The organism is Enterococcus sp. DIV1328a (assembly GCF_050536905.1).
Classification (GTDB): Bacteria; Bacillota; Bacilli; order Lactobacillales; family Enterococcaceae; genus Enterococcus; species Enterococcus faecalis.
Genome location: NZ_CP172912.1, coordinates 1,849,528 through 1,875,351 on the forward strand (window position 1 = coordinate 1,849,528; position 25,824 = coordinate 1,875,351).

The window sequence follows — 25,824 nt, forward strand, 5'->3', positions numbered from 1 at the left end:
CGGTATTGTTTAAGGAGGAAATTTCATGAAATTAATGAAAGAGTTTATTAAAGAAAATAAATGGATTGTTCTTGCGACAACTTTAACCATCTGTTTGCAAATCGCAGGAACCCTTGGCGTCCCTAAATTAGTTGGCAAGTTGATTGATGTGGGCATCGTTAGCGGTGACCAACAAGTAATTAAAACGATTGGCATACAAATGTTTCTTGTGGCATTCATTGGAACAATTGCCGCAATTATTTCTAGCTATTTGTCTGCTTTAGTAGCTGCTAAGTTTGGTTTTCAAGTTAGAGGATTGTTCTTTAAAAAATTTCAACAATTCTCGATGAAAAATGTTGATAAATTTGGTTCAAATTCTTTGCTAACTAGAATGACCAACGATGTAGACAATGTTCAAACAATGATTGTGCTGTTTTGCCAATTAATCTTTCCAGCGCCTATTATTAGTTTATTTGCCTTAGTGATGACATTTTCTTATTCAGTTTCACTCGCTTGGGTAACATTGGCTTCCATCGTATTTTACTTAGTCGTTGTTTATTTTTTAATGAAAAAAGGTACCCCTTTATCTTTAAAAATTCAACCAAAAATGGATCGAATTACTACGACTTTACGAGAGTTCTTTACTGGAATTAATATGATTCGTGCGTTCAATAATCAAGACTTTGAAGAGCAGCGAACCAATCAAACATTTAAAAATTATGCTGAACGCATGAGTAAAGTGAATCAAATCTTTGCTTGGATTACTCCCGTTGCCTTTTTATTAATGGGCGTTGTGTACGCCTCTATTTTGTGGTTTGGCGGTAATTTAGTTGCAGTAGGCACCCTACAAATTGGCACCGTTACAGCTGTGATTGAATATACGCTTCTAACTTTGGCCTACTTAATGATTGCGGCTATGGTATTAGTTGTCATTCCACGGTCCGTTGCTTCCTTGAATCGCTTGCAAGAAGTTTTGTCAGAAGAAATTGAAATTAGCGATCCTCATACTGAAGCAACCATTGCTTATCATCCTGAGAAAGCCTTGATTTGCTTCGATCACGTCACGTTTCAATACACAGAAACAGCTGATCCTGTTTTAGAAAATGTTAGTTTTGTCATCCCTAAAGGAAAAACAACGGCGATTGTTGGGGCAACTGGCGCTGGTAAAAGTACTTTAGTTAAGTTACTTTTACGAATAAATGAGGTCACAGCCGGCACGATTAGCTATTCTGGCACAGATATCCGCTCATTATCTCAGCAAACGATTCGCCAAGTCATCAGTTATGTGCCACAAAAAGCCTTTCTTTTCAGTGGGACAATCTTATCAAACTTATTAATGGGAAATGCCAAAGCAACTACAGAAGAAATAAGAACGGCACTAGAAATTTCACAATCTTCTGAATTTATCGATTCCTTACCACAAGGGATTGAAAGTTTCGTAGCACAAGGCGGGTCCAACTATTCTGGTGGTCAAAAACAAAGAATGTGTATTGCACGAGCCTTAATCAAACCGGCAGACGTTTATATTTTCGATGATAGCTTTTCCGCATTAGATTACAAAACTGACGCCGCTCTACGTGCCGCTTTACATGCACAAATGTCGGACAAAACTTTACTCATTGTTGCTCAACGGTTAAGTACAATCATGAACGCTGACAATATTATCGTCCTAGATGAAGGAAGGATTGTTGGTCAAGGCACCCACGCTGATTTACTTACCACTAATAGCTATTACCAAGACTTTGCTAAATCGCAAGGTATCTTACCCAAGTAACTAAAGAAAGGATGTGACTGCTTGAAAGAAAGTTTTCTTTTCAAGCCATACAATGAAAAAAACAATGAATCTTCAAAGCTTTAAACGTTTCTGGAAAATGATTAAACCTGAGCATCCAATCTTTTATGGTCTAATGATCTGCAGTTTAATTGGAAACTTATTAATTGTTGCCATGACCTATATTATGGCAATCGGGATTGATAACCTCTTAGAAGCTATCAAGCGTGTCGGGCTCAAAGGCATGACACTTCCTTTAGTTGAAGAAGCACTCTTAGGTCCCGTCTTACTTTTAATTCTCTTTTCAATCATTAGTAGTATCACTTCTTTTATTCAGGAACGAGCAATGGCTTCTTTAAGCGAACGGGTTACTTTAAGAATTAGAAAAGAAGTGACAAAAAAGTTTAAAACTTTACCAATGGCCTTCTTTGACAATCACCAAGTGGGCGATATCATTAGTCGTTCAACAACTGGCTTAAACCAATTGTCACAAGTTCTTTTAACAGGCATCAACCAATTTTTCACTTCCGTCGTGACTATCCTTTTTGCAGGAATCATGTTGTTCTATATTGATGCAAAATTAACCATTTTAGTGTTGCTCCTAATTGGCGGCAGTACTTTCATGACGACAAAAATCGCGAATAAAAACAAGGTGTTTGCTGATCAAAGTCAAGCTGAATTAGGTCAATTAAATAATAAGATGGAAGAATATTTAGCAGGAAATTTGGTCACAAAAACCTTTAATCAACAGCAAAATGCTGAAAAAACAATTGATGCTGTTAATCAACAACATTATCGTGCCTTTAAAAAAGCACAGTTTCTAAATTTTGCGATTTATCCAGCTATTCGTTTTATCAATCAGTTGGCTTTTATTATTAGTGCTATCTTCGGCGCAATGCTCGTTTTATCTGGTGGTATTACGATTGGTTTCTTGCAAGCATATTTGCAATATATCAACCAAATTTCTGAGCCGATTTCTACCGCTTCTTATGTCATTAACTCAATTCAAGCAGCGATGGCTTCCATTGATCGGATTTTTGTTATCTTAGATGAAGCTGATGAACAGCCAGAAGCAACTCATTTAGAAACTATTTCTTCTCCTAAAGGAGCCATTGAATTTAAAAATGTTCAATTTGGCTACACACCAGAAAAAATTTTAATGAAAAATGTTGATTTTTCTGTTCAACCGAAAAAAACAGTGGCCATTGTGGGACCCACCGGCGCTGGTAAAACAACATTAGTTAACTTATTAATGCGTTTCTATGAAATAAATCAAGGCGCCATTACTTTTGATGGGATTGATATTACGAAACTTTCTCGACAAAATCTAAGAAATTTATTTGGCATGGTTTTACAAAACACTTGGCTATTTGAAGGAACCGTAGCAGATAATATTGCCTATGGAAAAAAAGATGCTTCTCGTGAAGAAATAATTGAAGCAGCTAAAATTGCTCAATGTGATCATTTTATTCGGACCCTTCCTCAAGGATATGACACAATTATTTCTAGCGAAAATGGTGCATTATCACAAGGGCAACAACAGTTATTAACCATCGCCCGAATCATTTTAGCAAATCCGCCCGTTGTTATTCTCGATGAAGCAACTTCGAGTGTGGACACACGAACAGAAGCCCATATTCAAAAAGCGATGGAAACTGTCACAGAAAATCGAACAAGCTTCGTTATCGCTCATCGATTATCTACGATTGAAAATGCTGATTTAATTTTAGTGATGAAAAATGGCGATATTATTGAAAAAGGAACGCATCAGGAACTATTACAAGCTCCGACTCTTTACGCCAGCTTATATAATAGTCAATTTCAAACCACTTAAAAAGAACTGGAACAAGTCATTCTTCTTTTGACTTGTTCCAGTTCTTTTATTGCTTAGAAATATTGAATTCCCATCGCTTTTTTGACTTCTGTTAAGGTTTGTGCTGCCACTTTTTCAGCAGCAAGACTTCCTTTATGCAACATTTCCATAATCGCTTCTGGATTTTTAGCCAGCTCTTCACGACGTCGACGAATCGGTGCGAGTTCTTCTTCTAGGACATCAATTAAGTAACGTTTAATTTTCACATCTCCTAAACCGCCATGACGATAGTGCTCTTTTAATTCTTCAATATATTCTTTCTCTTTCCCAAAGACATCCAAGTAAGTAAAGACCATATTTCCTTCAACTTGTCCTGGGTCCTCTATACGAATATGATTTGGATCGGTATACATACTCATTACTTTTTTCTGTACCACTTCAGCTGGATCTGAAAGATAAATACCATTGCCTAAAGACTTACTCATTTTTCCGTTTCCATCAATTCCTGGCAAGCGTCCCATGCCTTTTGGTGGTAACACAGCTTCCGGTCTAACTAAAACTTCACCGTACGTCTGATTAAAACTATGCACAATTTCTTGCGCTTGTTCCAACATTGGTTTTTGGTCTTCCCCAACTGGGACTAAGTTCGCTTGAAAGGCAGTAATATCAGCAGCTTGTGAAACGGGATAAATAAAGAATCCTGTCGGAACACCTTCCCCAAATTTTTTTTGCTCAATTTCTGCTTTGACCGTTGGATTCCGACGTACACGTGACGTGGTCACTAAATTTAGATAGTACATTGTTAATTCAGCTAACTGTGGAATTTGCGATTGGATAAAAATTGTTGTTTTCGTAGGGTCTAAACCAACTGCTAAATAGTCCAAAGCAACTTCTAAAACATTGGCTGAAACTTTTTCGGGATTTTTTGCATTATCTGTCAATGCTTGTAAATCTGCAATCATGACAAATAATTGATTTGTAGGGTCTGCTTGCATTTCTACTCGTTTTTTTAAGGAACCTACGTAATGTCCTAGGTGCAATTTACCAGTTGGACGATCACCTGTTAAGATAGTATTCATTGTCTACACACCTTTATCGTTTACTTTCATTTATTATTTTACCTTGTTTTAAAAAGAATGAATAGTAGGCAATAGAATATTTATTGATTCTAGATAATCGAAGAGACTAGAAAGATTGCAAGGTACAGCAATTCTTGTTCCAGTCTCTTCAAACAGTTTATTTATTTTGTGACTTTAATTGAAAATTGTGCAGTCACTATCGGCAAAACTTTGCTTGTTACTTTGATTTGATAATTTCCTGCAGCAGTCGTTGCTTCTGTCCTAATCAGACCGTTTTCATCTACACTTACTGTATTGCTAGCATCTGGTGTAACCAACTCATACGTGACTTGCGAGCTCCAAGCATCCGTTTCTGTGTGCGGCGCTTGACCAATCACTTTAGATTGAATTTGATAATTTTCGCCTGATTTTATAGTAGCTGTTTCTGTAGCAAATTGAATTCTTTCAGGAATCGCATGAGTTTGCACGACTTGGAAGATTTTTCGTTCATCGGGATTCGCAATTCCTATTTTTTCTTCTACTGCAGCAGGGAACTGGTAAGTACCTGGCGGGCTACTTGGCGAATAATTACTAACATCGTCATCCCAAGAAATAACCTTCAATTTCGTTTCGCTACCATCATCTAATTTTGCAATTACTTCAGTTGGCAAATTCAGTTCGCCTCGCGAGGTGCCTGTTAGGCGATCCAGCGTAGGCAATTCCTTGAATCCAACAATATGTTTAGCGGTGACTTTTACATTGGCAATAATTGGCATTGAGACACCTGCTGCTCGTCCTACAACAGTGAATGTTCCTTCTTTTTGATAAGAAGATGCTGGAACTTCTGACCAATTGACAGTCACTTCTCGTTGTGAACCATCCGAATAAAAAATAGTTGTTTTTTCTGGTAGATTAGGGGCTTGACCCGCTTCTGTCGTGACCTCAATCGACTCATGTTTGACTTCGAAAACATTCGATAAAACAATTTTAGGAGCTAAACTATCCTCTGTTAGCTGTTGACCAGTTGGCAAGGTCAATTTGCCTGCTAAAAAGTCTTGATAGGCCTTTTGTGCGCCTTCTTTTGAAAAAGCATCAAACCCAGCATTATCAGAATCATAACCAGGCAAACGACTGTCTGTAATCGCTAATAAGAAACTTAACTTGGCTGGAATTGTCTCACCACTTTGAATTAGCTTTCGTAGATAGTTACTAATATCAATAGAGATTGTATTTTGATTATTCATAATTGAACTATTTGTAAAAGATTGTCGAGCAATAAATTCTTCATTTGGTACATTTAAATTATTTGGACCATTATTCCAAGTAATGGTGTTACTCATCCAATTAGTATCTGTTCCATAAACATCTACTTGGAACTGCGTATTTTTCAAACGTTCATCATTTGTATTGCCAGCACCATTCCACGCATCATAACGCATCACATTTAGTTCTAAATTGGCACTTTTTAGTGATTGATAGTTCTTCAATTCTTGTGTATCAATTTCAACGTAAATCCGGCGATTATACCCTGCAGAACTAGCATTTTTTAATTTTAATGCGTAATTGCCCGTATAGTTTACTCCATAAGGATATTTATAGGCGTCTCCTGAACTAATGGCAGCGGTACCGCCTGCTATAGCAGAGTATGCTCGGTTACCATCACTCTTTTGAACATAGGCAGTTTGAGCTGTTTTTAGTTTAACGGTGTCTTTTCCTTCACCAAGTTCACCCTCAAAAGAGACCTTGGCTGTTACTTTGACAGCATCTATCGGTAAGCCGATAACTGTTGCTGCAACTTCAACTGTGCCTGCTGTATTAATTTTTTCTTGAGGGATTGCTTCCCATTGTAACTTAAATTCTTTTTTGCCTGTCGCAACCACTTCTTCATTAACGACTTCTTCGTACGTTAATTCAACTTGCTCTGGCAAATTAGGATACACACCTGTTGCCGAACTAATTTCTAACACTTGATTTTGATAACGAATACTTTTTTCAATTGTGGATGCTTGTTGCGCACCAATATCTAAAACTTTATTTTTCAAGCTATTTCCAAAGAAGTCTTCGGCCGCACTGTTCACTTCCGACAAGCCTTTACCAATCGCTGGCGAGGTTTCTTTTAATTGGAACATTTGTGCTCGCTGACGTAAGCGTTCTTTGGAAGTAAATTCAACCACATTATCTTTTGTTGGTTTCAATGTCGTAAATTCTTGCTCTGCCAACTCTTTCACTTTTTCAGGGTTATCTGTGATTTCTAATTGTGGTTTTTCAAAAATGTTTCCACTTGATACTAATTTTTCAACAGTTGCACCACTTTTTTCTGTAGCAATTTCTTTTGGCCAAATAACATTATTTTTGAAATATTTTTCTGGATTATCGACCATTTTACGTTCAATTGGTTGTGTCCCATTTGTTGGATAATTAGATAAGAATTTTAATTGTCCGGTACCTTCTTTGTATAAAATATTATTGTAAAAATTGGCTACTGTACCACTGTTGTCAGAACTATTTCCTTCACCAAATAATGACGTTGAAATGCCGTCGCCAACATAAATCGTATTATTGTGGATAGTTGGCATTGCCGCTCCATCATTTTTCACCCAATAATGGAAAATGCTTTGTTCTTTATAATTGTAGCCACCAGCTCCGCCTGGATTGTCTTTACCTGTTCCTCGGTTACCACCGCCGTCATTAGCTGAGATATTGTAACGAATAACCGAATTTTTTTGATCAGACATAAGCAATAAAAAGCCGCCAGTATTATGATGTGAATAGTTATATTGATAAATAACATTGTTTGACTGCATGTCCACATCATAAGCTTCGGCATCGTTAAATCCATATTTGATTCCGTATACTTCGTTATATTGGAACAGTCCGTCATCTACAGACATTGCCCAAACGCCCGCGTAATTTTGTGTACCATAATCGGCATTGCACATTCGGACAGCAACATTTCCTTCGACGACACCGCCACTTTTGGCTTCTGACAAGACAATCCCGTCGCCAGCAATATCTTCTAAATAGTTATTACGAATCGTAATATTAGAAAACGTTTTGTAGAAAGTGTTGCCTCTTGAGGTATCTGAATCAGCTTTTGTTCGAATTCCTTCAAGTCCCACTCGTTGAATCACATTATTTTCAATCAAAATATCATTAAATCCAGTCGTTGTTCGATGATCATTAGCTGCCGTTACTACATTGCCATTCTCATCAAACCAACTTCCTAAAACAATAATTCCACCTACCGCTTTTAATCGTTTGGTTGCAGTATTCCCACTTAGATTCAAATAATATTCTGTTTGAACATCATGAACATAGTTATTCCTTATCGTGACACTATTGAACGTTCGATTTTGTTCATATCCTAGGACTAATATCCCCGCTCTTTGAGCATCTCCTGGTTTCTTATAGCCTTCGAGATTATCTAGCTCTGGTGTATTTGTCACTTCTAAGTTTGAAATATCCCAATATTCTTGGTTCACTAACTGCACGGCCCCTGAGATTGCACGTTTGAAAGTCCCTGTGCTGTAGGTGCCACCACCGTTAATAATCGGACGCCGTGTGGTTTCAAAAATGGTTTCTCCTTTGTCATTCGTATCATAAAAATCAATGACAATCTTTTGTGCCGCTGTCCCATTCCCTTTTGGATGTAACAATTGGTTATTCCAGGTACTTTGCGCATTCAGCAAAAGATGGTCGCCTGGCTGAAACTCCGTCTGATTCACTTTTTCAAAATCACGCCAAGCACTGGCTGGAGACTGCCCATCATTGGCATTATTTCCTCCTTCCCCATCCACATAGTAGGTCGTTCCATTTTGAGCGACACCTACTGAACGAAAAAGTAACGGTTGATCACTCACTGTTTCCCCATAAGCAGGAAGACTAAATAATTGAAGCTGGGAAAAAACAAGCAAAATAGAAAGGAAAATGGTTACACTTTTAAAATACGCTTTTTTTCTCATTTTCTGCTCCTTAACTGTTTTTATTTTGATAATTTTGAAAAAACTTTTCTCTGTCTTTCTCCAACAAGTCTACTTTGGTTGCTTGTTGATACGTAGCTAATTTCTCTTTGTAGCATGTGTTGATATAGGCATTTTTGCCAAATTGTGGTGCTTCTTCAAACTGTAAAAGTTGCCCTCCTTCCTTATTAAAAATATAAAAGTATTGGTTTTCGTGGTATCCTTTCACCACGGTACCAACAGCTTTTTCACTAAGAATCTCCCCAACAGACAACGAATAAATATCCTCTTTTTGGATTTCTGCACTCTTCAATTGATACGATGCAATAACAAGATTAGGTAATTTATTTTGCCATTCCAATAACGTCTCCTCATAAGATAGATTCGGAGAGATTGCTTCGGCTATTTTTTCTAATTCTGCTTGCTTACCTGAAAAATTTGGAATTTCAATTGCTTCAATAAAGTAATCGGTCTTTTTATATTTATCATCCAATTGCTCAAAGGCCTGCCGCAATTCTTTTTGCGTTGGCTTTTCTTTCTCCATTAATTTCTCTTTTATTTGGTCCTGTAATTGTTGATCTTTTGCATCTAAAAATTGCCAGAGCGTTAAACTGCTCTTTTGGTCTTGCCATTCTTTTTTTTCTTGCCCAAATGTTTGTGAGTGGGCTATTTCTAACTCCGTCGCCAGCTGTTTAATCATTTTATGTTGTACTAAATCCTTCGTTGCAACCTTCAGTAGTTCCTGAGTGGGTGATTTTCCGTTATACGTTTTGCGCCAGAAATTTTTCCCAAACGAAGTTAAATTATTCTGATCAGAGAATTGCTTCGCTACACGATTCATATTTTTATCGCCATAAACAATCAATTCTTCGACTTGGATTGCTTCGTTATTAATCATACTTTGCTGGCTGGTAGTAAAAATAACGAGCACAAAAATAGCACCTATCAAAAAGCTACTTAAAATAATTATTTTTTTCTTCATTCGTTCGCTCCCTCCACTTTAATAAACAAGGCAAGAACAAAATAAGCAATCCCACCTTCATTCATTTTCCTGAAAATCGAGATTACTTATTAGGTAAAAATTATTTATTCTTTTTTTGCTTTTCATGCAATTTCCCAGTATTTAAATAAATAATCCCTAGGAACAGGACAGGGGTTACAACAAACCCAAACTGTGGCTTCAAAAACATCATTGCAAACATTGAGAATAGTAAAAAAACATTTAGACAGCTGACATACCATTTCCGCAGTCCATAGTAAATTGAAATCCGAAACACATCTTTAAAAGAAGCTTGCGGGTTTCGTACTTGAAAATACCAAGCATTCAGCATAATAGCTAACCCAAAAATTAGCAGAAGGACCATCAATGGAATAAACCATTTACCAATCGTTGTTTTGGCAAAAAAGAATATATCTGTCACACTGATGATGCTACTTCCTAAGCCTAGCAAGCTGATAAGAAAGCCTCTTAACCCAAACTGACGAAACTTTTGGAAAAAAGTTTTAAATGGATCCAGCTCCTTTTCTTCTTTAAAAGTATCGATTAAACCTAAAAGTGCAATCATCCCTGCCCCCATCGGCAACAACGTTACTACAAAAAGTGGGAGGTTTCGTGGATCAATGTCTAAGCTAATCACCGCTATGAAAAAAGGAATGTTCACTAAGAGAAGCCCTAGATTACCGATAAATAAAATGTAAAGCCAGCGAAAAATTTTCATATAGATATTATTATCAAAGGTTTGCTTAGTAAACATTCAAACTTCCTCCTAATTCTTCATTCCAGATGTAGCAATACCTTCAACAAAGTATTTTTGCATTGCTAAAAAGACAATCCCTACTGGTAAAATAGAAACCACTGATGCGGCCATGATTAAGGCATATTCAGCATCAAATAAACCGACGAACATTTTCAAACCTAACTGAATCGTTTTATTCTCAGTAGAAGATAAATAAATGAAAGGTCCCATATAGTCATTCCATGTATTCACAAAAGTAATAATCGTGAGACTAGCTAAAGCTGGTTTGGTTAATGGTAAAATAATTTTCCAATAAATTCCCCACTCACTTAACCCATCAATCCGCGCGCTTTCACATAGTGAATCTGGAATACTGCTGTAATATTGTTTCAGTAAAAAGACCCCAAATGCATTAAATGCTTGTAATAAAACAAGTGACCATAACGTGTCAGTCAAACCTAATTGACGCATCATAATAAATTGTGGAATCATATACGATTGCCAAGGAATAGCAATTGTTGCGATGTACGTAATAAAAAGTGTATCTCTTCCTCTAAAATTCATTTTTGAAAAGCCATATGCTGCAAAACTTGAAGTAAATAGTTGAATAATCGTAATCACAATACTTAAAAATAACGTATTTTTAAAGAAAGTTAACAATGGAATGCGTTCCCAAATAACGGAATAGTTTTCTGGATGCCAACTTTTAGGAATCCATTGAATTGGAATGGTGAAAACTTCATTGTTTGTTTTAAATGATGCTGAAACCATCCAAATGAAAGGCACCAAAGTAATTAACGCAAGTAAAGTTAAGAGAATGATTACAAGGATCCCACCAGGTGTGACTTTTTCTGCTTTTTTCGTTTTTGCTTTTCGAGTATTTTCTTTTTTTGAAAAAGTTGCTTCCATCTTTTCTCCTCCTAAACTTTCTCTTGATGTTGATTCCATTTAAATTGAGCCACAGTAATCGCTAGAACGATGATGAATAAGACCATCGCAATGGCTGATGCATAACCAAAATTAAATTTGACAAAGGCTTCATTGTAAATTTCGTAAACTAACACATTCGTTGCACGTCCTGGTCCACCACCAGTCATAACTTGAACTAAGTCAAACACTTTGAAACAGTTAATTACAAGCATGATAGTCACGAAAAAGGTCGTTGGTCGTAGTGAAGGTAAGGTAACATTTAAAAATTGATTCCATTTACCCGCGCCATCCATTGACGCTGCTTCATATAATTCTCTTGGCACACTTTGTAAACCAGCTAAATACAAAATCATATAATACCCCATAAAGCGCCACACACTAACGATGATAATTGCTGGTAAAGCCCAAGTAGAACTAGATGTCCAGCCAGGAGGATTTTCAATAAATAATTTCAAAAATTGATTAATTGGTCCCATTGTTGGATGAAATAGCATATTCCAAACGACCGCAATCGCAACTAATGACGTTACATAAGGAAAGAAAAAAGCCGTTCTAAAAAATTTCATCCCTCTAATTTTACGATTCAACAAAATCGCTAGTCCTAATGAGCAAATCAATGTTAACGGAACAACACCAATCGTATAGATAAACGTTTGTTTTAACGAAATCCAAAACGTATCATCATGAATCATTTTGGTGAAATTTTTCATTCCGACAAATTCAGGAGTTGAAAAAGAATCCCAACTCATAAAAGCTAAAATCAGTGAACAGATAACCGGGATTAAAGTGAAGAGGAAAAAGCCAATAAAGTTTGGTGCGATAAAAGATAACGCAGTCCACGTATTTTTTCGTCTCAATTTATTTGCTGTTTTTGTTTTTGAAGTAATTTCCATAATTGTATTCTGTTAAGTGAACTTAACAGGCCCTCCTTCCAAACTCAAGCTACATTCTTTATTTAAAAAAATAAGCTGAAATTCATTGTAGGTTACTCATTTCAGCTTATTTTTTTCATCAATCTTTTGTGTTTTTGCAGAAAATAATAATTAGTCTATCTCTGCTTTGACACGTTTTTCCATGTTAGCAATACCATCTTTTGGTTTTTCGTCGCCGACCATAATTAAATCATGTTCTTCTTGTAATACTTTATCAATTGCGGCACCGTTTTTATCAGATGGGAATTCTAAATTAATTGTATCTGGGTTAAAGGCTTTTTGTGAGACTTCATCTGAAGGCATTCCTTTTCTTGCAAAGTAGATTTTATCAATTTCATCTGTTTTATAAGAAGGAACCACCCCTACTTCTGCTAAAAGTTTTGCACCTTCTTTACCTGAAGCAAAGTCTAAGAATTTTTGAGCAGCTTTTTGTTTTTTACTGTTTTTATTAATTGCAAAACTTGTCGGTGAGCCAAAGGTAGTTGCTTTGCCTTTTTCTTGTTGTGGTATTTCGGCAATCCCCCATTCGACATTTGTTTTGCCATCATCAATGTTGGTTAATAAAGTCCCCATGTACCAGCTACCCATGTACATCATCGCCGCTTTTGAATTTTCAAATTGTGATTGATACGTTACTTTTGTTGATTTTGCTGTTCCAAAATCCATTTGTGATTGATCTTTTTGCATTCTCAATGCGCGATCATAATAAGTTTCCATATAATTGTATTTCGGTTCAATCAAATTGGCATTATTTTGAGCAGCAGCAATCGCTTGAACGGTTGAGCGCCAAGTATGTTGATAGGCACCATATACTTGTTCTTCTGGTTTAGATAATTTTTTCGCTAACGCTTCATATTCGTCCCAAGTTAAGTTATCGGGATAGGCAATTCCGGCTTCATCAAACATTTTTTTATTGTAATACAATACCCAGAAATCTGTACGGTAAGGCTGAGCATAGGTTTTACCATCGATTTCATACATCTCGTAACTTGCTTTGGCAGGTGCGATATCTAAATCTTTAACGTGATCGGTTAAATCCACCAATTGATTGCGTAGCGCGTAATTAGAATATGAAAGTAAGTTTTTCATGGTTAAAATATCCGTCGTATCTCCTGATGAAAGCATCGTTGTTACTTTTGTGTCATAATCATCTGAAGCAATGTCCACCGGTTCAATAGTGATATCAGGATTTTCCGCTTCAAAAGCTCTGAATAATTTCTCAAATTCTGGGGTCGTGTCATAATTCCAAGTAGTTACTGTTAATTTTGTTTTGCCATCTTCACTCTTTTCAGTTGCTTTCTTTTCACTTGAACCACCACATGCTGTTAAAGTTACTGCCGCCACCGCTAACAACGCTGCCGCTGTTAAGCCTTTTTTCCAAAATTTCATTTGTACTACCTCCGCTATTTATTATTTTTTAGGAGTTTTCCTCCATGAATTACCAAAAAGAATACCAGCTTTTCGCTAAACGAGTTAACGCTTCCAAATAAAAGTAGTCGCCCCAAATCATGCATTCATCGACTCCTGTATTTGTTTTTTTATCATAGACACCATGAAGCATTAGGCCGTTCGACTCTGGTCGTAAAACCGTTGTATACTTTTCCGCTAATGCTTGTAATAGTTCTAGCGCAACCTTTTCATAATAGCCATGTTTTTCATCATTTAATGGAAGCTGACGAGATAATTCTAGTAAGCCACATGCAGCAATTGCAGCAGATGAGCTATCACGTTCTTCTTCACTCCCTTCATTGAAAATTAAATCCCAGTAACAGATTTTGTCCTCTGGTAATTCTTGAATAAAGTAATCAGCAACATTTTTGGCTGTTTCCAGAAAACTACTATCTCCTGTATATAAATAACTTAACGTAAAGCCGTAAATTCCCCAGGCTTGGCCGCGAGCCCAACAAGAATCATCTGAGTATCCTTGCTGTGTCTTTCCGTACAAGGCTTCGCCTGTTTCCGTATCAAAATAATACGTATGGAACGTAGTGTGATTTTCTCGCACAATATATTTTTGTGTTTGTTTCGCATGATTGTAGGCAGCTTCATAATACTCTTGCTTGCCAGTCATTTTTGCTGCAAAGTATAATAATGGTAAGTTCATTAAACAATCAATAATCATTCTACCTCGTTGCTCTGGATCGTCTAAATTCCCCCAAGCTTGAATAATCTTGGCTTTTGGTGAATAACGTTTCATTAATAAGTCCGCAGCTTGCAAGGCCATTTCTTTTGAGGCCTCATGACCATTGACTTGATAATCAGCAATGGCTGTTAAAATATACAAAAAGCCTATATCATGTGTTTCCAGCTCAATTTGTTCATCCAAGCGATGTTGAAAAGAAGCCATCTGTGTGGCAATCACCTCATCGAACTCTGTTGAATTTGTTAATTCCTTTGCTAAAAATAACATTCCTGGCCAAAAGCTGGCCGTCCAGTCAATATTTTCTTCAGGATAATAAATTTGATTTAAACTTGCCGCGGGTGGAACTAATTCTTTAAATGTCTCTAAATTTCCTCGAACTTTGTTTAAAGCAAAACTGATTTGCTTCGGCAACCACTCAATCTGTCCATTTTCTGTCATTGTGTATTTCTCCCCCTAATTCCCCAAAATTACAACTTTCTCTTCAACTAAAAGCTGATTTTCTTTTAACCTAACTTTAACTGGCTCAATTTGTTCATTCGGTAGTACGCCTGTCACCAATGAAATTAAAAGATGTTTCCCTTTCGACAAGTTTGCTTTCAAATATGGCAACTCCGTTAATGGATAAAGTAAATTTGTATTCGGTTCTGTTCGAATAATCGCAGCTTCAGAAAAGCCGTTGATATTTTCTACTTTTGACACACCTTTTGCATTTTTTACCTCAGCCATTTGATCAGAAACGCAAGTGACCTTTTCATCGAAGAGCGGGATTGAGAAGCCACCTTCATAAGCCACTAATGCACGTTGTGTCTCAATTTCGTGGATCCGTAAATGCTGGCCTTCTAATGGTACAATTGTCGTTTTGATTGCTACATCGGACCAAGGATGCCATTGATGAATGATACGATCATCAAGAATTTCGTACTGATCATCTAATCCCTTCGTGCGGAAATAATGGTCGTCTTCAGCTAAAGCCAAGCAATTATCATAAGCACCTTCATAATACCAATAATCACTCTTTATAGTACTGAAACCAAAATGGGAAGAATAAACAAATTTACTATATTTATCATGCGCATGAGCTTGATAATTAATAAATTGTCCCGCTGGAAACATTAAACCATGTGTCCCTGCATCATTTACTTGATAGTAGTTCCGACTTTCTGGTGAAGGTAAGTGTTTTTCTGGAAAGCTAATAGGCTGTGTTTCTGCTTGCCAATAAGGATGATCTTTTGGAACCGCTAACAAAATAAATGTTTTAAAGGCCCAATAAGGTGAACCAGGACCATTATAGCCTTCAGCAAAGACCATATTTTGATAATCATAACCTACCGACAATAATCCATCTGTTGTAAAAATATCTTTGTTCATCCATTGATGAAGATGTCGGCTGATTAGACCTTTGATCTCACCCCACGGCAATGCTTCAACATCTGCAAAAACTAAGGCACTAAAAAATGACACTTGAGCAAAACGATACGTTAAGCTACGTCCAAAGGGAATCGCTTCTCCTGGCTGAGTAAACCAATATTTAAACTCTTGCGCGAACAAAGTTGCTCGTTCCTTCATAATAGCCACTCTTGCGGTATCTTCCGGGGCAAAACGACAATACAATAAACTATAATAATGAATAGCGAAAGAAACATAATAATCAACTTGTGTCTCGACTCCGTCATAATACCAACCATTACCGACATAAAAACGATCAATTACAGCCAAATCAACAGCGATCTGTTCTTTTGAATACGGCATTTCACAATGTTTCATCGCTAAATTCAGCAACACTCTAAAGAAATGCCAATTATTTGGCGGAATAATGTTTTCATTGGCTTGTATCAGCCAACTGTGTAAATTATTTTGCTGTTCTTTTGTTAGCTGGTCCCACGTTTTTTCTTTGTTTAACAAAAGAAATGTACTTAATGCTGCCATCTCAACAATCAATTGATCATAATCTTTTGTTTTTCCCCAATAAGATGAACTCTCAGGATCGGTGCCTTCGATAATTCCCGTTAGAAAGTCATTCAAATACTCACTTTCATTTTGCGTTACATAAGGACCTAGTCCCCATAATGGTCGTAAAAATGCCTCCGCATCACGTGTTCCTTTAGAATAAACTGTCCCGTGTGTCCCTAAATCCAGATGACCTTGATATTCTCGATCAAAAAACAATTCCAGTGGCGCTAATAAATCTTCAAATCCTTCTGCAACTTCTTCGTATGTTTCAAAAGGATTCTGTCTAATTCGTGGCTGAATCATGATTCTCCTCACTTTCAATTAATGTCCCTTTCAAAAAGCCGTAATATTCTCCGTAAACTGTCACTTCGTCACCAATCTTCAATTTTTTCTTTTGCTCATTAAAAACTTGATATTTACTAGAACCACTTTTCAAAATAAAACGATCACCTTTTTTTATTAAACTGGAACGACTGTCACTCTCAACAATCTCCCCTTTCAAAGAAATATATTCATTTAAACGAACGTCACCATTTTGTAATTCTGTTTCTGAATAAGACTGTGCCGTTTCCTTTAGATTTTGAAGAGATTCTTCATCAAATTCTTTTTCACCGGATTTACAACCTGTTAAAGCAAGTAAAATTAGTAAAAAAAGTGAAAATCTTTTCACTAAACCACCTTCTCCATCGAATTAAAGCGCTTTCTTTGACTTTATAGTATATTTTTTTAGTCAAAAAATCAATAGTTTTTGCTAAAAAAAAGTAAAAAAAGCTTTTTCTTGCTTTTTTTTACTAAAAAGAAATATACTATATGCTATAATAGTACTTGAGAAGGAGGCATTTAGAATGGCAACTATCACAGATATCGCAAAAGTCGCGAATGTTTCAATTTCAACTGTATCGCGAGTTCTGAACTATGATCCAAACTTATCCGTTACAGAGGAAACCAAGCGAAAAATTTTTGAAGCAGCAGAAACCCTGAATTATACGAAATATAAAACTAAAAATAAAAACAAACAGCAGGAGCAACTGACACCTAACCTTTCCGTACAAACAGCTCCGCAAGAGCCTTCGATTGCCGTCGTTCAGTGGCGTTCAGATGACGAAGAACTAACGGATATTTACTATATGTCGATTCGCTTAGGCGCTGAAAAACGGGCCGAAGAATTAGGTTACAATATTCTCAAAGTTTCTCAATTGGAACAACATAACCTTCAAGGGATTGATGGCATTTTGGCAATTGGCAAATTCACTCAAAAGACGTTACAAGAGTTGCAGCAACTACATCCAAATCTTTGTGTAATTGGCAGTAATTTCCCACTGGAAGAATTTGATTCTGTAAATACTGATTTTTATCAAGCAACCGAGATTGCCTTAACCCATCTTTTGGAATTGGGCCACGAAAAAATTGCCTTTATTGGTGCCGAAGAAAGCGAAAATATGTATGGTTTCCGTCGCTATAAAACACCGACAACCAACGCTTATCTTGACATTATGCAGCATTATCACTTGTTTAACGAAGATTATTTTATCTTAAAAGAAAATGGCATGTTGGATGTCAAAACGGGGGAACAATTGACAGAAGAAGCGTTAGAAAAATGGGGAAATGATTTACCTACTGCGATTCTTGCTTATAATGACGCCTTTGCAATCGGTGTGATACATACGTTAGCCGCACACGGTATAAAGGTTCCTGAAGAAATTAGTGTCATGGGGATCAATGATATCTCTATTTCTCAATATGTCTCACCGCCGCTATCCTCTGTCCATGCCTTTACTGAAGAAATGGGCGAGACAGGCATTAATTTATTGCACAAACGAATTCAAATGCCTAGCATTCCTCGTAGAGTCCTGTTAAACACAGAATTGGTTGTCCGCCAATCGACAACTAGCCCACGCCAGAAATAAAAAATAAGGACCGCTCCTATAAAGGAACCGTCCTTATTTTTTATTTGTTTTGACCAAATAATTCAATTTGTGTTAATGCTGGAAATGGTGATGGTTCATCTGCTTGAATTAACTCTGTTAGTATCACCCACTCCGCTGCCCGTTTCGCAAAGGTAAAGCTCTGGCGTTGCTCAGTCTTAACAGTTTTAAAAACTTCATGTGTACCGTCGGAAAATTTTAAAGTCACTTGTTGCCAATAATTATCATGGGGAAAGTCCGCTCGTAATGTTAAGATCACTTTATCCAACAAGACTTCACGCCCAAATTCAATTTTTAATGCGGCATCTAATTGCTGATTAATCCCCCATGATTGATAAGGATACGGCCCATGATAAAGATTAGCAAAGGTACCGTCAATCGCATTGCAAGCAAAAAAAGTGGCATCATTTCGCGTTTCCACGTTGGCAGATGCATGAGGATACGCACCAGTAAAATGTTGTAAATCATGTGGATTTAACGCCCAATTACGATAACTCTTAATTTCTTCTTTAGTGGCAACACGCACACTTATATAAGGTTTCTTGGTTTCAAAACGATACGCTGCTCGCGCTTCGATAGCGTTTTCATTTTTTGTGATTGGAAACGTCCATTTTTGTTCTGGAACATAAATCAAACTGCTATCAAGCGTAGCATCTAACTTCACCATTAAATAAGTATTGGGCGTATCTAAACAAACTTGAATCACATCGCCGTCTTGTAATTGACAATCCCGAGCAGCTAAACAAACAAAATCTTTTCCTGTAATAGTTAACTCTTTCAAAGAATCTGAATCATCTATCTTAGCTTTTCTAACTTCTTGTTCTTGATTTAAAATCGATAATGAAATACACGTCATATGCTTCCCTCCTAGTTTTACCTTTATTATATATTATTTTAGTAAATTAATCTATTTTTTACTAAAATAATAACTTTAGCTTTATTTCTATAAAAGTATTTGGTACTCACTATAAAACGTAAGATTTTGATTCTGCTCTTTTTGAACACAATAAAAAAGCAAGACATCAACCAAAGCTGACTGATGTCCCACTCTCTAAATCTTACTTTTCGATACTTGCGAGTATCTTCTCTGTGTTCATATAACGAAAATCTTCTTGATCGATAAAAACAACCTGCCCCTGACAGCCTTCTATATATTTTTCCACTTTTTCTTTGACACGAGCGACTTGTGGGGTCAACATTAACACATCATACTCTTTATAACCAAGTTTTTCCTCAATCCGACAAACAGGCGCATAATCTAAATCATAAGATAACTCTTTTTCCCTAATTGCTTCAAGTAATTTTGAAACTAACAGCGATGCACTAATTCCTGTCTCACAAATAATCAATATGTTTTTGCTCATAAACTTCTCCTCATTCATGAAATATTTTTATCTAGCAAATCCGATTGGTGAAAATGCTACATAGGTTAGGATAACCACGACAACTAATATACTTGCGACAAGTTTTGTATGTTTCCAAGGTTCAATATTTACTTTCGTATCAAAAGAATTTAAAACAAATTCGCCATCTGGTTTTATTTTAGAAACCACTATTAAAATAAGAATATCTAAGAAGAAGAGCAGGCTTAAGACATATAAAAAATGGATATCTTTCAAAAACACTTTTGACAGCGCATACAAAACAATGTGGATAGCAATTGTCATTTTTGCTCCAAAAGCAGTTGCTTTTTTGGAATAAAACGCAAAAAGTATAATCACTAACAATGGCATATTGTATAATCCATTAAACTCTTGAACAAATTGGTACAATCCAGCTGGTGCAAAAGAAATAAACGGTGCAACGATAATTGAAATAATCCCTACAATAACTGTAACTGTTTTTCCCGCACGAGCAATTTGTTTGTCATCTGCTTTCTTATTGATAATTGGTTTGTAAAAATCTAGTGAAAACAGAGTTGAGGTTGCATTTAAAGCTCCCGCAAAGGAAGATAAAATTGCCCCAAAAATAACTGCAGCAAAAATGCCGAAAAGCATTTTTGGTAAAACTTCAGTTACTAAATATGGATATGCGTTATCAGGATTGGACATCAACGCATCCCCAAAAAGATTTCTTGCAACAATTCCTGGAAATACTAAGAATAATGCACCAAACACTTTGAAAATCCCCACTAAAAAAGCTCCTTTTTGTGCTTCTGCTAAATTTTTTCCTGAAAGTGCTTTTTGAACAATCATCTGATTGGTACACCAGAAATACAAATTATTAAACAACATCCCTGTAAATAATGTTGGCCATGGTACAACAGCAGAATCAATTGCACCTACAGAGTTCAGTAACCATGGTGTGTTTTCAACAACCTGTTCAATCCCACCAATAAAACTGCCATCACCCAGTTTCATTAAACCTAGTATTGGAACCAACAAACCACAAACCAATAAACCAACGCCATAAATCGAATCGCTATTGGCACTTAAAGATAGGCCGCCAATCAGCAGATAAAGAATCCCAACAATACCAATCACCATCGCCACAAGAATGATTGCGACAATAGGTTCGACACCCAGCAGCTCATCAATATGAAAAATCTTATTGAATACTAGTGACCCAGAATAAAGAACTACTGGTAAAAAAGAAATCATATAGGTAACAATAAACAAGATTGAAATAATTCGTTTTGTAACTGTATCATAACGAATTTCAATGAAATCTGAAACCGTATTAATACCGTATTTAAAATATTTTGGTAAAAAAATGACTGCCAATGCGACAATTGCAATTGCAGCAGTTACTTCCCAAGCCATTACTTCCATTCCTGCATGATAGCTTTGACCGTTTTGTCCAACAATTTGCTCTGTGGATAGGTTGGTCATAATAATTGTCCCAGCAATCGGTAAGGCTGTTAAGCTTCGGCCACCCATGAAGAAACCTTCTGATCCAGAAGTATCTACACTTCTGGATCGAGAATAGGCAAAAATCCATACGCAGATGACAATTACTAGGAAACTGATTATTGAAAATAGATTCATTGTCTAGCTCCTTCTCGATTAGATTAAAGATCGGTGACCTTTCGGATATAGTTTCGCGCTTTGACGGCATATTCAAACGGATTGGCTTTGGCAGGATCTTGTTCCGCTTCAACTACAATCCAACCTTTATAGCCACTCTCTTCGATTGCTGACCAAATTGGTTTGAAATCAATCATACCATCCCCAGGGACTGTAAAGACGCCTTTTTTCACGGCCTTTAAGAAGCTATCTTCTTCTGTTCTGACTTCCTCTGCCATTTGTTGGCGAATATCTTTGAAGTGAATGTGTTTAATCCTGTCTTGATAGCGCTGATAGATTGCGATTGGATCTTCTCCTGAGAAGACAAGATGGCCAGTGTCAAACAATAATTTAACTTTTGTCGGATCCGTCATTTTCATTAATCGATCGATTTCTTCAGTCGTTTGGACTCCTGTCCCCATATGGTGATGGTAAACAATCTCCATACCTTTTTCATGTGCCAAGTCTCCTAGTTTTTCTAATCCTTCAGCTAGTTTTTGCCACTCTTCATCAGAAAAAATTGGTTTCTCATTAAAAACAGGAGCCGTCATAATCCCTTGTATGCTGTGTCCTTGTTCAGCCACAACAATAACCTTAGCATCCATTGCATGTAAGAAATCTCGATGTTTTTTGAAGTCTTCCGCGGTTTCTTCGAAAGGTTTTGTTGTTAAAAATGTACTAAACCAGGCACTCGCTACTTTTAGTCCACGAATATCTAAATATTGTTTTAAAACCTGTGGATCTTTTGGATACTTATTGCCAATCTCCGTACCTGTGAATCCAGCTAGCGCCATCTCACTAACGCATTGTTCAAACGTATTTTCGCTTCCTAGCTCTGGCATATCATCATTTGTCCATGCAATCGGCGCAATAGCTAGTTGAATTTGTTTCGCCATTATGTCACTCTCCTACTTCATTTATAGTTGTACCAAACGATTCGTATCAAATGATTCTTGACAAGCTAATGCAATTTTTGTTGATTGTAGACCATCTTCTGCATTAACTGCTGGTTGACGTTTTTCTTGAATACAGGAAATAAATTCTTGTGCTTCTCGAATGAACGCTTCTCTAAATCTTTCTGGAAAGTTTTGAGAGCAAGGTCGCACAATCCCTTGATTATTCATAACAGTCACTAAATTTTTTTCAGGTACTTGCGCTACTCGTAACATCCCTTTGGTGCCCATGATTTCTGTTTCGACATGGTAACCATGTGTAGCATTTCTTCCAGCAACTAGTAAAGCCATTGTTTTATCTTTAAGACTCATCATAGCTGCTCCGGTTTCCAATTCACCGACTTGATCTAAATCTGGATATGCAGCATTTTTACCAATTGCCCAAACTTGTTCTACCTCTTGACCAGTAAACCAACGAACCAAATCAATATCGTGAATCGCCATATCTAGAAATAAACCGCCACTATCATTGTTCATTGCAAACTTAACGAAGCTTTCCAGCCCATCACTCGGATCAATTCCATAACAACGGATTAACGTGACTTCCCCGATTTCCCCATCTTCTACCATTTTTTTGGCATACTGATAAGATTCATCGTAACGGCGCATGAAACCTAACATAAATACTTGCTCGGGATATTTTCCAATAACCTCTTGTGTCTTTTTTATGTCCTCAATTTCAATTCCCAATGGTTTTTCAGTAAATACGTGTTTCCCATTTTCCATAGCTAAACGGACTTGTTCACAGTGGAATCCTGAAGGTGAAACAATAAAAACGGCATCAATTACAGCGCTTTGAACCATTTTTTCATAACTAGAAAACGTATACTTAACACCTAACTCCTTCTGTGCAAATGCTAATTCTGTTTCAACTAAACTACAGGCGGCCGTAAGCTCACAGCCACTAACAGCAGAAGATAAATTTTTTGCGTGTACCTTGCCTAATCTACCTAGTCCTACGATTCCTACTCTAATATTTTCCACAAAACCCCTCCTTTTTTTAAGAATTATTTGGTATATAACGCTGGTTGTTCATCTATTTCAATCATTACTTTTTCCCCTGACTCACGAGATTCATGACAAGCCATCATTGTGATTGCTGCCACGTAGCCATCCCAAGCAGTTGGACCAACAAGTTTATCGTTTTTAATTGAATCAACCCATAACTTAAATTCGTAATCATACGCATCTAAAAAACGCGTTTGCCAGTCGGGCGAAATTGGTGTGTAATTTTTCTCCGCAGCTTTAATTTTGGTATAGGCTGGATCCGTCATTCCGACTTCTGCCGTTTCAAAAACTACGTCACACTTAATGTCGTAGCCAAAACGACAATTAACAAAAATTTCTAAATCAATTGTTACACCTGATTTCGTCTGGAAAATCAGTAATTGAGGATCATGTAAATCTGCATGTGTATGACTGGTTTTCTTTGGTAAAATCATTTGCACTGAGGCATAATCTTCGGCTAATAGCCAACGAAGAACATCAATTTCATGGATTGCAGTATTACTGATTGCCATTGGCGTCTTATAATTTTCATCAGCGCTTGGATTTCTATGCGCACAATGGAGCATCAGAGCTTCACCATACTGTTTTGATTCAATTGCTTCTTTCAACTCAATGTAGCCACGATCGTATCGACGCATGAAGCCCACCTGTACCAATTTTTTACCATAAGCGACTTCTGCATCTACAATTCGGCGACATCCTGCGGCATCCATTGCTAATGGTTTTTCGCAGAATACGTATTTTCCATGCTTGATTGCTTCCAAGACATATTTTTCGTGTGTTGGGTCCCAGGAAGTAACAACAACAACTTCCACTTCTTCAGAAGCAATTAATTCTTCGCCTGTTTTGAAAAATTGAGCCCCAATCTCCTCAGCAATTTTGCTTGCCGCTTCAACATTAATATCTGATACTGCTGTTACAAAAGCGCCTTGTGTCTTGTGATTAATTCTGTTAATATGTTCGATTCCAATCGCCCCTGTACCAATTACGCCTACTTTTACTTTCAATTATTTGTCCTCCGATTTCTTTATTTTATGCGTATTATGTATACGCTTACAATTTTATTTAGTCAATCATTATTTTCAGAAAGTCCTGTCTTACATTTGTACTAACAAAAGATACTTTCACCGCTTTAATCATAGAATCCTCGAAGCTCCTTTGACAGAGCTTCGAAGTAAAACTAGTTTATTTCGCTAGGAGCGTATCGAGCGGTCACAACTTTTCGATGTGTATAAAATTCTACACTGTCTTTTCCATTGGCGTGTAAGTCACCATAGAAAGAGTGTTTCCAACCGGAAAAAGCAAACCAAGCCATTGGTGCTGGTACACCTAAGTTGATGCCTAACATTCCTGCATCAACATTCTCTCTAAAGTAACGGATAGCTGAAGCATTACTCGTATAGAGGCATGAACCGTTAGCAAATTCTGATTGATTGGTCAGTGTAACTGCTGCTTCTAGATTTTTCACACGAACAATTGAGGCAACGGGTGCAAAAATTTCATCTTGCCAAATCTTCATGTCCATTGTGACACGATCAAAGATCGTAGGTCCCACGAAGTAGCCTTTTTCAGGAATATTTTCACGGCCATCTAACAATAAGTCCGCTCCTTCATCAATACCTTTTTGAATGTAATCAAATGTTCGTTGCTGCGCCTCTTTTCGAATCACGGGGCCTAAAAAGACTCCTTCTTCCAGACCATTTCCAATTTTTATCGTCTGTGCTGCAGCCTTAAATTTTTCAACGAATTGATCTGCAATAGTTTCTTCTACAACGATCACCGAAGCAGCCATACAGCGTTCACCCGCTGATCCAAAAGAGCCACCGATAATGTCTTTTACTGCACGATCAAGGTTGGCATCTTTTAAAACGATAACATGATTTTTTGCGCCAGTTAATGCCTGGACTCGTTTCAGATTTTTTGTTCCTTCTTTATAGACATATTCACCAACATTTTTTGAGCCCACAAAGCTAATTCCTTTTACTAATGGATCACGCAATAAAGTATTAACAACATCGTGTGCCCCATAGACAACATTAAAGACGCCACTTGGAAATCCTGCTTCTTCTATTAATTCAACAATTTTTTCCATCAATAATGGCGTTTTTTCGGAAGGCTTCAGCACCACCGTATTCCCTGCTGCTAACGCCATTGGGAAAATCCAAAACGGTACCATCATCGGAAAATTGAAAGGAGTAATTCCCCCAACAACACCGATGGGATAACGGTAATTTGTAATTTCAATATCTGTAGCCGCTGTGGATAGAGAATCACCCATTATTAAATTCGTAATGCCCGATGCATGCTCGACATTTTCAATCCCTCGCTGAACCTCACCTAATGATTCTGACAAAGATTTTCCATTTTCAAGCGTAATTAATCGTGCTAGCTCTTCTTTATTCGTCATCAATAAATGATGCAATTTGAAAAGATAGCGGCCACGAACTGGAACACTTACTTTTTTCCATGTTTGAAAAGCCTCATCCGCTACTCTGATTGCTTCTGCAGTTTCTGCTTCACTAGATAATGGAACATTTACTAATGCTTCTTCTGTTGCCGGATTGACCACTTCTTCAAATTCAGTGGCTGCACTTGTTACCCAGCGGCCACCTATATAATTCTTTAAAAATCGAGTCATTTATTTTCCTCCTAAAAAAGTCTA

20 protein-coding genes are annotated in these 25,824 nt (G+C 37.0%); 3 read left to right on the forward strand and 17 right to left on the reverse strand.

Going from position 1 to position 25,824, the window contains the following annotated elements:
• The first annotated feature begins 25 nt into the window (after positions 1-25).
• Together IGL93_RS08940 and IGL93_RS08945 are read left to right on the forward strand one after the other, a co-directional pair.
• Positions 26-1,753, forward strand: coding sequence for an ABC transporter ATP-binding protein (locus IGL93_RS08940; protein WP_002359874.1), 1,728 nt, complete (start codon positions 26-28; stop codon positions 1,751-1,753).
• A gap of 52 nt (positions 1,754-1,805) precedes the next feature.
• Positions 1,806-3,584 (forward strand): ABC transporter ATP-binding protein, encoded by a 1,779-nt coding sequence (locus IGL93_RS08945; RefSeq protein ID WP_010729996.1) that lies wholly within the window; start codon positions 1,806-1,808, stop codon positions 3,582-3,584.
• Positions 3,585-3,637: 53 nt separating this feature from the next.
• Here the strand turns inward: IGL93_RS08945 and trpS are convergent, their stop codons facing one another.
• The 10 genes from trpS to IGL93_RS08995 all read right to left on the reverse strand — a co-directional run bounded on the left by trpS (position 3,638) and on the right by IGL93_RS08995 (position 16,941).
• The gene (trpS, locus tag IGL93_RS08950) at positions 3,638-4,642 is read right to left on the reverse strand and encodes a tryptophan--tRNA ligase (protein ID WP_002356846.1); all 1,005 of its coding nucleotides are present in this window, start codon (positions 4,640-4,642) and stop codon (positions 3,638-3,640) included.
• Between the two features lie 161 nt (positions 4,643-4,803).
• Positions 4,804-8,583 (reverse strand): Ig-like domain-containing protein, encoded by a 3,780-nt coding sequence (locus IGL93_RS08955; protein ID WP_010775981.1) that lies wholly within the window; start codon positions 8,581-8,583, stop codon positions 4,804-4,806.
• 10 nt (positions 8,584-8,593) lie between these two features.
• Positions 8,594-9,562 (reverse strand): hypothetical protein, encoded by a 969-nt coding sequence (locus IGL93_RS08960; protein WP_010775982.1) that lies wholly within the window; start codon positions 9,560-9,562, stop codon positions 8,594-8,596.
• A 100-nt stretch (positions 9,563-9,662) separates the two neighbouring features.
• Positions 9,663-10,334 (reverse strand): hypothetical protein, encoded by a 672-nt coding sequence (locus IGL93_RS08965; RefSeq protein WP_002389950.1) that lies wholly within the window; start codon positions 10,332-10,334, stop codon positions 9,663-9,665.
• A 12-nt stretch (positions 10,335-10,346) separates the two neighbouring features.
• The gene (locus IGL93_RS08970) at positions 10,347-11,264 is read right to left on the reverse strand and encodes a carbohydrate ABC transporter permease (protein ID WP_002383582.1); all 918 of its coding nucleotides are present in this window, start codon (positions 11,262-11,264) and stop codon (positions 10,347-10,349) included.
• Entirely contained in the window at positions 11,237-12,139 is a 903-nt protein-coding gene (locus IGL93_RS08975) for a carbohydrate ABC transporter permease (protein WP_002356840.1), read from the reverse strand. The genes IGL93_RS08970 and IGL93_RS08975 overlap by 28 nt, the downstream gene beginning before the upstream one ends.
• A gap of 150 nt (positions 12,140-12,289) precedes the next feature.
• Positions 12,290-13,567 (reverse strand): ABC transporter substrate-binding protein, encoded by a 1,278-nt coding sequence (locus tag IGL93_RS08980; protein ID WP_002356838.1) that lies wholly within the window; start codon positions 13,565-13,567, stop codon positions 12,290-12,292.
• 49 nt (positions 13,568-13,616) lie between these two features.
• Positions 13,617-14,759 (reverse strand): glycoside hydrolase family 88 protein, encoded by a 1,143-nt coding sequence (locus tag IGL93_RS08985; RefSeq protein WP_010713237.1) that lies wholly within the window; start codon positions 14,757-14,759, stop codon positions 13,617-13,619.
• A 15-nt stretch (positions 14,760-14,774) separates the two neighbouring features.
• On the reverse strand, positions 14,775-16,574 hold the full coding sequence (locus IGL93_RS08990; RefSeq protein ID WP_002359866.1) for a DUF2264 domain-containing protein: 1,800 nt from the start codon (positions 16,572-16,574) through the stop codon (positions 14,775-14,777).
• A complete protein-coding gene (locus IGL93_RS08995) occupies positions 16,555-16,941 on the reverse strand; it encodes a hypothetical protein (RefSeq protein ID WP_002356835.1) in 387 nt (128 codons plus the stop codon). Before IGL93_RS08995 ends, IGL93_RS08990 begins: the two co-directional genes overlap by 20 nt.
• Positions 16,942-17,116: 175 nt before the next feature.
• On the opposite strand from IGL93_RS08995, the gene IGL93_RS09000 reads away from it, so the two are divergent.
• Positions 17,117-18,178 carry a LacI family DNA-binding transcriptional regulator gene (locus IGL93_RS09000; RefSeq protein WP_002356832.1) on the forward strand — a complete coding sequence of 354 codons (1,062 nt, stop codon included), beginning with the start codon at positions 17,117-17,119 and terminating at the stop codon, positions 18,176-18,178.
• 40 nt (positions 18,179-18,218) lie between these two features.
• Here the strand turns inward: IGL93_RS09000 and IGL93_RS09005 are convergent, their stop codons facing one another.
• The 7 genes from IGL93_RS09005 to IGL93_RS09035 form a co-directional block, all read right to left on the reverse strand.
• Positions 18,219-19,052 carry a hypothetical protein gene (locus IGL93_RS09005; RefSeq protein WP_002400814.1) on the reverse strand — a complete coding sequence of 278 codons (834 nt, stop codon included), beginning with the start codon at positions 19,050-19,052 and terminating at the stop codon, positions 18,219-18,221.
• 202 nt (positions 19,053-19,254) lie between these two features.
• Positions 19,255-19,578 (reverse strand): PTS sugar transporter subunit IIB, encoded by a 324-nt coding sequence (locus IGL93_RS09010; RefSeq protein ID WP_016617553.1) that lies wholly within the window; start codon positions 19,576-19,578, stop codon positions 19,255-19,257.
• A gap of 9 nt (positions 19,579-19,587) precedes the next feature.
• Positions 19,588-21,183, reverse strand: a complete 1,596-nt coding sequence (locus tag IGL93_RS09015) for a solute:sodium symporter family transporter (protein ID WP_002388280.1) — start codon at positions 21,181-21,183, stop codon at positions 19,588-19,590.
• Positions 21,184-21,206: 23 nt separating this feature from the next.
• Positions 21,207-22,097 carry a myo-inosose-2 dehydratase gene (iolE, locus tag IGL93_RS09020; protein ID WP_010775986.1) on the reverse strand — a complete coding sequence of 297 codons (891 nt, stop codon included), beginning with the start codon at positions 22,095-22,097 and terminating at the stop codon, positions 21,207-21,209.
• A 21-nt stretch (positions 22,098-22,118) separates the two neighbouring features.
• Complete coding sequence (gene iolG / locus IGL93_RS09025) at positions 22,119-23,138, reverse strand: inositol 2-dehydrogenase (protein WP_010775987.1); 1,020 nt, start codon at positions 23,136-23,138, stop codon at positions 22,119-22,121.
• A gap of 23 nt (positions 23,139-23,161) precedes the next feature.
• Complete coding sequence (locus IGL93_RS09030) at positions 23,162-24,169, reverse strand: Gfo/Idh/MocA family protein (protein WP_002364407.1); 1,008 nt, start codon at positions 24,167-24,169, stop codon at positions 23,162-23,164.
• Positions 24,170-24,342: 173 nt separating this feature from the next.
• Positions 24,343-25,800 carry a CoA-acylating methylmalonate-semialdehyde dehydrogenase gene (locus tag IGL93_RS09035; protein ID WP_010823828.1) on the reverse strand — a complete coding sequence of 486 codons (1,458 nt, stop codon included), beginning with the start codon at positions 25,798-25,800 and terminating at the stop codon, positions 24,343-24,345.
• Positions 25,801-25,824 lie beyond the last annotated feature (24 nt).